At 72.9% G+C, this 9,174-nt stretch carries 6 protein-coding genes; 3 read left to right on the top strand and 3 right to left on the bottom strand.

What is annotated here, in order from left to right:
* Positions 1-151: 151 nt before the first annotated feature.
* Positions 152-3,307: a hypothetical protein gene (locus H3C53_02875; protein ID MBW7915621.1), complete on the bottom strand. Its 3,156-nt coding sequence runs from the start codon at positions 3,305-3,307 to the stop codon at positions 152-154.
* Between the two features lie 228 nt (positions 3,308-3,535).
* Here H3C53_02875 and H3C53_02870 point away from each other — a divergent pair, with 228 nt between their 5' ends.
* Together H3C53_02870 and trxA are read left to right on the top strand one after the other, a co-directional pair.
* Positions 3,536-4,705, top strand: a complete 1,170-nt coding sequence (locus H3C53_02870) for an amidohydrolase family protein (protein MBW7915620.1) — start codon at positions 3,536-3,538, stop codon at positions 4,703-4,705.
* A gap of 89 nt (positions 4,706-4,794) precedes the next feature.
* Positions 4,795-5,124 (top strand): thioredoxin, encoded by a 330-nt coding sequence (gene trxA / locus H3C53_02865; protein MBW7915619.1) that lies wholly within the window; start codon positions 4,795-4,797, stop codon positions 5,122-5,124.
* Positions 5,125-5,136: 12 nt separating this feature from the next.
* On the opposite strand, the gene H3C53_02860 is transcribed toward trxA, so the two are convergent.
* Complete coding sequence (locus H3C53_02860; GenBank protein ID MBW7915618.1) at positions 5,137-5,511, bottom strand: hypothetical protein; 375 nt, start codon at positions 5,509-5,511, stop codon at positions 5,137-5,139.
* 87 nt (positions 5,512-5,598) lie between these two features.
* A complete protein-coding gene (locus H3C53_02855) occupies positions 5,599-6,306 on the bottom strand; it encodes an ArsR family transcriptional regulator (protein ID MBW7915617.1) in 708 nt (235 codons plus the stop codon).
* Between the two features lie 131 nt (positions 6,307-6,437).
* Here H3C53_02855 and acnA point away from each other — a divergent pair, with 131 nt between their 5' ends.
* On the top strand, positions 6,438-9,170 hold the full coding sequence (gene acnA, locus H3C53_02850) for an aconitate hydratase AcnA (protein MBW7915616.1): 2,733 nt from the start codon (positions 6,438-6,440) through the stop codon (positions 9,168-9,170).
* Positions 9,171-9,174: the final 4 nt, after the last annotated feature.

Raw genomic sequence — 9,174 nt, 5'->3', positions numbered from 1 at the left:
GCTCCCGCGCAGCGGGCTCCCGCGCGCCGGGCTCCCGCGCAGCGGGCTCCCGCGCGCCGGGCTCCCGCGCAGCGGGCTCCCGCGCAGCGGGCTCCCGCGCAGCGGGCTCCCGCGCGCCGGGCGCCGCCTCGTCCGCCGTCACGGCCGACACCTACGCCACTGCCACGCGGTTGCGGGCGCGCCAGGCGGCGACCAGCGCGTCGGGCAGGCGGGCGGGGGTGGACGGTCCCGTCCCGTCGAGCCGTAGCAGCGCGCGGAGCCGGCGGTGCTTCTTCCAACCGTCGCCCGACGCGTGGTCGTCGGCGGCCTCGCCGAAGGCGCGCAGTACGCCCTCGTGGTAGGGGAGGAGGCTGCCGTCCTCGAGGACGAGCGCCAACGTCTCGGCGGCCCGCGCCGTGTCGCCACGGTGGAGGTACACGTCGAGCGCTTGCGCCCTCAGCTGCGCGCGCAGCCCCGCGTCGCTGCTCTCGTCGGGCGTGGCGGGTCCGAGCCGCTCCTCGGCCTCCTGAACGTCGCGCAGGGCGGCCGCCGCCCCGCCGGTGCGCAGGTGCGCGGCGGCGCGGGCGCTGAGGGCGAGCGCCGACTGGTAGGCGAAGGCGGCGACCGAGGTCGCCTCCTCCGCGTGGCGCAGCGCCTCGGCGCCCGTCGGCGCGAACTGGGAGGCCAGCAGCCGCGCCTGGAAGCGGAGGAAATCGCGGTGGGCGCCGCTACCGAGCGACGCGAGCACCTCGTCGATGTGGTGTCTGGCGTGGCGCAGGTCGGGGGAGTCCACGTTGCCGCGGGTGACGGGGAACGGTCGGCGGTAGGGGAGGGCGAGCCCGCGGCAGGCGTAGGCGAGCGCGAGGTTGAGGGTCGCGCGCAGCACGCGGTAATCGACCTCGGCTCCCTGTTCGACGGCGTAGTCGCGGAAGCCCGCCAGGGCGTGGGTGATGGCGTAGGTGGCCTCCTCGAAGTCGCCGAGGGCCAGCGCCGTCAGTGACGACTCGTCGGCCACCTTGGCGCGCCAGAACTCAGTCTCGGCGCCGGGCTCCTCCTCGCTGTCGAGTTGGGCTCTGGCGGCCTCGAAGTCGGCCGCCGAGCCGGTCAGGTCGCCGCGCAGCCGCAGGAGGCTGCCGCGCCGCGCGAGGTAGCGGGTGCGTTCGCGGGGCAGGGCCTCGGAGCGCTGCGCCAGCAGGACGGCTCGGTCCAGCGCGGTGAGCGCCGCGTCGAGCCGACCGAGGCGCATGTGGACGTCGCCGCGCTGGAACTCGATGCGGGCACGCACGAGGTCGTCGTCCGACTCGGCCAGGCCCAGGAGGTCGCTAGCGGCCTCGAGGTCGCCGCGGTCCTTGGCGATCAGGCCCTCCCACACCTTCACCTTGGCCGCCACCAGGCGCGCCTCGCTGGTGTCGTCGGTCACGCGCCCCAGCGCCCCGAGGGCGGTGCCCGTCACGAGGCGGGCCGCTTCGGCCAGGTCGCCGCGCCAGCGGGCGATGCTCGCGCGCGCCAGGGCCGACTCGGCTTGCAGGAGCGCCGAGTCGCTGGCCGGAGCGGTGTCGAGCAGGACCTCGGCGCGCTCGAACCTGCCGGCGAGCGCCTCGCCCTCCGCGCGCTTGATGAGCGTCCAGGCGCGAAGCGCCCGGTCGCTGGAGGCGGCGGCGGCCTCGAACGCCCGCACCGCCTCGGGGTGTTGGTACGCGCCGAGCTTCACGTAGTGCGCCGCAACCTCGCGCGCCACGGCGTCGAAGGTCGGGCCGGCGGGCAGCTCGGCCGCCGCCGCGTGCCAGACCTGCCTGACCTGCGAGTGGGAGACGACGTGGGTCTGGAGCCAGCGCGTGAGCGCCGGCCAGTCGCGGGACTCGAACAGGTGGTGCAGGTAGCGGTTGGCTGCCTCGCCCGTCGGCTCGGCAGTGGCCTCGGCGAGGTAGGCGTTGGCGGCCGCCTGCTGCGCGCGGCGGTAGGCGTCCGGGTCGGAGGCGAGGAGCCGGGCCTGGAGGGCGCGCGCGAGGTGGCGCGAGAACGAGCGGTACTGCCCCGGTTGGCCAGGGACGGGGTCGAGGAACGACAGCTCGAACGGTCCCAGCTCGCGGTCGACGTCGCGGACCCTCTGCATGCGGCGCGCCTCGAAGACTGGGAACTCTGGCGGCGACAGCACCGCCAGCGCCGCCAGGAAGTTGCGCAGCTCGGCGTCGCCGTCCGTGACGAGGCGGGACAGCTGCTCGATGTAGTGCTGGTCGAGCTGGGCGCCCGCCGCCTGCGGCGCTCGCGCCTGGGCGAGGAGCGTGAGGGTGCGGAGCTCCTCGAAGGAGCGGCCGGCGCGCTGCACGATCTCCTCCTGTTGGCTCGCGCCGAGGTGGGGCATGCGGGCCCTGACGAAGCGGCGCGCCTCGGCGGCGGACGGCGGGGTGAGCCTGATGGGGTCCTCGAAGTTGCCGAGGCGCTGCATGGCGCGCGCCGGGAGGTCGGTCATCGTCACGAAGAGGGCCACGTGCGGCTGCCGAGCGAGGGGTTCGAACAGCGTCACCCACAGCCACTCGCTGGCGCTCACGCGCGGCACCTCCTTGGTGTTGAGGCGGAGCGGGACCAGGCCGAGCGCGTCCTGGGTGGCGAGCGCCTGCGACACGTGGAGCAGTAGCAGGAGGTTCGACTTGCGGTTGCGTACGGCCTCGAGGATCACGCGCGCCACCTCGGCCTGAGCGTCGGCCTGCACCGCGAAGGCGCTGGCGGTGGCGATGCGCACGAGGCGTGACTCCATGACCTCGCTCGGGACGCCTAGCTCGGCGGCCAGACGGGCGAGGGAGGTCGCGAACTCCGAGCTGCCGAACTCGAGGCGGACGATGTCGAGCTCCAGCTGGTCGACGAGCATGGCGCCTTGCCTGACGTAGTCGGTGAGCAGCGTCTTGCCGGAGCCGGGCCTGCCGGTGACGAGCACCTTGGGCATCTCGCCCTCCCGCAGGCCGCCGACCATGGCGCGGTAGGCCTTGCGCTTGTCGCGGCCAAGGAGCTGCAGCACCTCCTGCTCGGCTCCCGCGGTGGGCGAGAGCAGGGCCTGCAGCTCAGGCAGTTCGAGCGGCCCGTTGCCGGCTTCCTGCCACAGCCGGTCGAGGATGAGGAGCAGGGCGCGCTTGTCGGGGATGCGCCCCTTGTCGCGGTAGATGATGTTCCTCACGACGTTGGGGTTGGCGCCCTGGGCCTCCATGGCGCTTCGCAGCCAGTTGATGCTCCCCACCACGCCGTGCTCGTCGCGCCGTTGGCCGACGGCCGCGCGGACGTTCTCGAAGAGCGGACGCCAGGGGCTGCTCGCCGCGGACGGCGGATCTGTCGACATGCGTCCAGTTTACCCGGCCGGTTGCGCGGAGTACACAGCCACCCGCGCCGCGGCGCAGGGCGGCAGGGGCGTCGTCCCGGCCGGTGCTATGGTGCCGGCATGGACGGACGCCGCCACCTCCCCGCATGCCGGCCGGTGGCCGCGGGGGCGGGCCGGGCGGGGGCGGGCTAGGTGCCGACGAGGCCGCTCTCGGAGTTGACGGAGGCCCTCACCCCCTTCGGGCGGGTCGTGGCGCGTGCGCGGGTCGTCTACGACGGGCTCGGGCTGCCACGCGCGGACGGCGCCGTCACGCTTCAGCGGGGGCCGGGCGTGAACAGCGTGGTGGCGGTCGGCCCGGCGCCGGGGGCCGGCGCCGGCGCCGGCGCCCTTGTTGCGCTCACGAGCGCCGCGGCGACACTCGACTGCGGCTTCGCCATCTCGCCGCCCGTCGTCAACGCCCACGTCCACCTGGGCCTGCCAAGCCGCGCCGCCCGGTCGCGCGTGGCGGTCGGCACTGCCGTGGCCGTCGACGGCTCCGCGGGAGTCGGACCAGGCGCGGCCGTCGCCGCCACGAGGAGCCGGCTCGCGGCGCTCGCGGCGTGTGGCACGAGGGTGATCGGCGCGGTCGTCGCCGACGCGGCGGCGATGGAGTTCCTGCTCGCCCAGGACGAGGTCGGCGGGGTCGCCTACTGGGAGGTGGTGGCGCCGCGCGAGGAGGACGCCGACGCCGCCTTCGACGCGGCTATCCGGGACCTGGCGCGGTTCGCGGCCCTCGCGCGTCCCGGCGGCATGCGCGTGGGGCTGGCGCCGCACGCGCCGCACACGGTGAGCGCGCCGCTCCTGGCGCGCCTGGCGGCCCACGCGCGCGCCGCCGGCCTCCCGCTGGCCGTCCACGTCGCCGGGTCGCCCGCCGAGCGGGCGCTCCACCTCGACGGCTCGGGCCCGTTGGCGGCGGAGCTGGCGGCGCGCGGCGCCACGTTCCGCGGCCACGGCGGTTCGCCCGTCGCTTACCTCGCGGAGCTGGGCGTGCTGGACGGCGCGCCCACGCTGGTACGGGCGGGCTGCGTCGACGAGGACGACGTGCGCCTCGTGGCGCGGGCGGGCGCCGTGGTGGTGCACACGCCGCGCGCTGACGCCGCCGCCGGCTGTGACCCGTTCCCGTGGACGCTCTACGCGCGCCACGGCGTCGAGCTGGCGTTCGGGACGGAGTCGCTCGAGGGCGACTCGGACGTCGACGTCACGGTCGAGGTGGCCACCGCTTTGGCGGCGCAGGGCGTCAGGCTCAACCCGCGCGCGGCGGTGCGGGCCGCCGTCAAGGGCGGTCACAAGGCGCTCGGCATGGCGCCGCCGCGCGTCACCCGCGGGGCCCCGGCCGCGGCGCTCGTGGCGTGGGGTGACGCCGCCGCCCCGGGTGTCTAGCCGGTTACATGACGCGGTCGGCGCCGGACCGTAACCTGGGTGGCGATTTCGCCGGGCGCGCGGGACGCGTCCAAACGGGAGTGAGACTGATGGGCAAAGCGGTCGAGTTGACGGACGGCAACTTCGCGAGCGAGACGGACACGGGCCTGGTGCTGGTGGACTTCTGGGCGCCGTGGTGCGGACCGTGCCGGTTGGTGGGGCCGGTGATGGAGGAGCTGGCCGCCGACTACGCCGGCAAGGTGAAGGTCGGCAAGCTCAACGTCGACGACAACCTGCTCGTGGCCAAGGAGTACCGCGTCATGAGCATCCCCACCGTGATGCTGTTCAAGGACGGCAAGCCCGTGGAGGTCATGGTGGGCGTGCAACCCAAATCGGCCTACCAGGCCCGCGTCAACAAGCACGTCCCCGTGGGGGCCTGAGGCCGGCCCCGCTCAGGCGGGGGAGAAGCGGGCGACGCCGCGAGGCGAGACCCGCCAGGCTGCCCCCGCCAGCCGCGACGACGTGAGCACGAGCACGTAGCTCGAGCCGTCGGCGGCGAAGTCCTGAAGCGTCCAGCGCGCCCCCTCGGGCAGCTTCACGTCGATCAGCGCGTTCGTCGTGTACACGCCGGTCTCGAGGTGACCGAGTTCCATGCGGTGGTAGAGCACCTGGGCGGTCCGTTCGAGTTCGGCGGCCACCGGGTCGGTCGCCGCCGCCGGCCCGAACGCGCCGGGCGCGCAGGCCGCCAGCGCCAGGAGCAGGGTGGCAGCGAGGGCCTTACGCCCCCAGGCGGGGCGGCGCCGTAGGGCGATGGTCGAGTTCGTCATGCCTCATGCTAACCGCGTTGTCCGTGAGGGACGTGACGGCACGTGGCGCCCTCGGGCGCGCCCTCAGGCGCGCCCTCGGGCGCGCCCTCAGGCGTCGTCGCCGAGGATGGGCGCCAGCCCCATGCGCACAAGGTAGCGCTGCGCGCCGCTCTTGCGCTGGTACCGCTGCACCAACGCGAACATCTCGCGCTGCAGCTCCTTGGCGTCGGCGAAGTCGAGCTGCAGTTGGTCGCGCCAGAGCGACAGCGTGGCGGGCGCGCCCGGGTCGAGGGTGGTGGCGTTGGCGTCGGGCGTCACGGCGGTCTGCACCTGTAGGCGACCCTTGCGGTCGCGGTAGAAGCGCGTGCCCCACTCGCCGAGCGCCTCGCGCCTGCCCCTCACGACGTTGCGCCTGAGCATCCGCTCCCAGTAGTGGTCGCGCTCGGCCAGCGCCGCCTCCAGCGACTCGGAGTGGGTGACCTCGAACGGGACGAAGAAGACGTCGGCCGTCGAGCGGTAGAGCTTGATGGGCCGCCCGGCGCGGGGTTCGGTGGCCGCCACCTCGACGAGGCCGAGAGAGGCGAAGCGGTGGACGCGGCGCAGGGTCGTGTTGGGCTTCTCCCCGCTCTCGCGCGCGGCGGCGGAGACGCTCGAGACGCGGCCGAGGAAGGGCGCCAGGTGCCGCAGGCTCGTCGGGTTGGTGAGGGCGTCGGCCGCGCGCTCGTCGGTGACGATGAGGGTGCGGGCGCCGGGCGCGGCCGGCACGGCCTCGTCGGAGGCGTCGTCCAACGCGCTATGTGATTGCTGGACTGTCATATCACCTAGAGTAGCCGCAAGATTGAGTGAGCATGGGTCGTCGGGCGTCCGCGGCGGGCGCCGCAGCCGGCCCGATCCGCGCGGGCCCGCGCCCGCAGACACTCCATCAGGCCCCACGACAAGGAGCGGACATGACCAGCAAGCACCAGGGCGACTCTTTCGGCGCGAAGGCGACGTTCGATACGGGTTCCGGCGCCGCCTACTACTACCGGCTGGCCGCCCTGCAGGAGCAGGGCCTCGGCAACATCGACAAGATGCCGTTCTCCATCAAGGTCCTGCTCGAGTCGCTCGTGCGCAACGAGGACGGCTTCCTGGTCACCCGCGAGGACATCGAGCGCCTCGCCGCCTACGACCCCAAGCGGCGCTACGAGGAGGAGATCCCCTTCATGCCGGCGCGGGTGATCCTGCAGGACTTCACCGGCGTGCCCGCCGTCGTCGACCTCGCTGCCTTGCGCAGCGCCATGCACCGCATGGGCGGCGACCCGGAGAAGATCAACCCGCAGGTGCCCGTCGACCTCGTCATCGACCACTCCGTGCAGGTCGACGAGTACGACAGCCCCTTCGCCCTCCTGCGCAACTCCCAGATCGAGTTCGAACGCAACCGCGAACGCTACGAGTTCCTCCGCTGGGGCCAGTCGGCGTTCAGCAACTTCAACGTCGTGCCGCCCGCTTCGGGCATCGTTCACCAGGTCAACCTCGAGTACCTGGCGCGCGGCGTGCAGCACAGGCAAGACGGCGACAAGGACGTGATCTTCCCCGACTCGCTGGTTGGCACCGATAGCCACACCACGATGATCAACGGGCTCGGCGTGGTCGGCTGGGGCGTCGGCGGCATCGAGGCGGAGGCCGTCATGCTCGGTCAGCCGTACTACATGGTCATCCCCGAGGTCGTCGGCTTCAGACTCAAGGGCAAGCTCCCGGAGGGCGCCACGGCCACCGACCTCGTCCTCGTCGTGACGGAGATGCTCAGGAAGCACGGCGTGGTCGGCAAGTTCGTCGAGTTCTTCGGCCCCGGCATGGCCAGCATGACCGTGCCGGACCGCGCCACCCTCGGCAACATGGCGCCCGAGTACGGCGCCACCGTCGGCTTCTTCCCGGTCGACGCCGAGACGCTGCGCTACATGCGCCAGACTGGCAGGCTCCCCGACGAGGTGGAGGCGCTCGAGCGCTACGCCAAGGCCAACGGCATGTTCCACGACGCGGCGAGCCCCGAACCCGAGTTCGGTGAGGTGCTGGAACTCGACCTCGCCACGGTGGTGCCGAGCCTCGCCGGTCCCAAGCGGCCGCAGGACCGCATCGCCCTCACCGACATGCAGCGTCAGTTCCACGAGGACCTCAAGCGGCCGATCGAGAAGCGCGGCTACGCGCTGACGGACGAGCAGCTCGACCGGACCGGCCACCTGTCGTTCCGCGGGGTCGAGAAGGACCTCACCCACGGCGACGTCGTCATCGCCGCCATCACGTCGTGCACCAACACGAGCAACCCCTCGGTCATGCTGGCCGCCGGCCTGGTTGCCAAGAAGGCCGCCGAGCGCGGCATGCGCGCCAAGCCGTGGGTCAAGACGAGCCTCGCGCCCGGCTCCAAGGTCGTCACCGAGTACCTGCGCGACACGGGCCTGCTGCCCTACCTCGAGCAGGTCGGCTTCTACGTGGTCGGCTACGGCTGCACCACCTGCATCGGCAACTCCGGCCCGCTGCCGCCCGCGGTCGTCAAGGCCATCGAGGAGGGCGACCTCGTCGCCGCCTCCGTGCTGAGCGGCAACCGCAACTTCGAGGGGCGCATCAACCCCAACACGCGAGCCAACTACCTCGCCAGCCCGCCGCTGGTCGTCGCGTACTCCCTAGCCGGCACCGTCGACATCGACATCGTCAACGACCCGCTCGGCGAGGACCAGGACGGCAACCCCGTCTACCTGCGCGACCTCTGGCCCACCTACGCCGACGTCACCGAGCGCCTCGAGGCCGCCATGAACCCCGAGACGTTCCGGCGCATGTACGACGGCATCGAACGCTCCAACGAGGCCTGGAACGCCATCCCCGTCAAGGGCGGCCAGCTCTTCGAGTGGGACGAGGCCTCCACCTACATCCAGGAGCCGCCGTTCTTCATCGACATGCCCGACGTGCCAGTCGCCATCGCCCCCATCACGGGCGCGCGCGTGCTCGTCAAGGTCGGCGAGTCGGTCACCACGGATCACATCTCGCCCGCGGGCTCGATCGCGCTCGACAGCCCTGCCGGCCGCTACCTCGTCGACAACGGCGTCGAGAAGAAGGACTTCAACTCCTACGGCTCCAGGCGCGGCAACGACCGGGTGATGACGCGCGGCACGTTCGCGAACATCCGCCTCAAGAACCAGACGGCGCCCGGCACGGAGGGCGGCTACACCACCGACTTCACGACGGGCGAGGTCACAAGCATCTTCGAGGCCTCGCGCAACTACCTCGCCAAGGGCGTTCCCACCATCGTCCTGGCCGGCAATGACTACGGCATGGGCTCGAGCCGCGACTGGGCCGCCAAGGGCACCTACCTCCTGGGCGTCAAGGCCGTCATCGCGAAGAGCTACGAGCGCATCCACCGCTCCAACCTCGTGGGGATGGGCGTCCTGCCGCTGCAGTTCCTCGCCGACGAGGACCCGGCCGGCCTGGGCCTCGACGGCACGGAGACCTTCGACATCGAGGTGACCCCCGACGTCCGGCCGCGCCAGCGCCTCGCCGTCACCGCCACCAAGGCCGACGGCACGAAGGTCGAGTTCCAGGTCGCCTGCCGTCTCGACACGCCCGTCGAGCTCGAGTACTACCGCAACGGCGGCATCCTCCACACCGTCTTGCGCAACCTGCACAAGCAGGTCGCCGGCACCAAGGCCTGATACC

Source organism: Trueperaceae bacterium (assembly GCA_019454765.1).
Lineage (GTDB): Bacteria > Deinococcota > Deinococci > Deinococcales > Trueperaceae > JAAYYF01.
The sequence above is the reverse complement of the archived record's forward strand: the minus strand, read 5'-3'. Positions and strand labels throughout refer to the sequence as shown.

What these genes read in the sequence shown, in the direction of transcription:
- H3C53_02855 (MBW7915617.1), bottom strand. Translation starts at nt 6,306, where the DNA reads ATGACAGTCCAGCAATCACATAGCGCGTTGGACGACGCCTCCGACGAG.
- H3C53_02875 (MBW7915621.1), bottom strand. Translation starts at nt 3,307, where the DNA reads ATGTCGACAGATCCGCCGTCCGCGGCGAGCAGCCCCTGGCGTCCGCTC.
- acnA (MBW7915616.1), top strand. Translation starts at nt 6,438, where the DNA reads ATGACCAGCAAGCACCAGGGCGACTCTTTCGGCGCGAAGGCGACGTTC.
- H3C53_02860 (MBW7915618.1), bottom strand. Translation starts at nt 5,511, where the DNA reads ATGACGAACTCGACCATCGCCCTACGGCGCCGCCCCGCCTGGGGGCGT.
- trxA (MBW7915619.1), top strand. Translation starts at nt 4,795, where the DNA reads ATGGGCAAAGCGGTCGAGTTGACGGACGGCAACTTCGCGAGCGAGACG.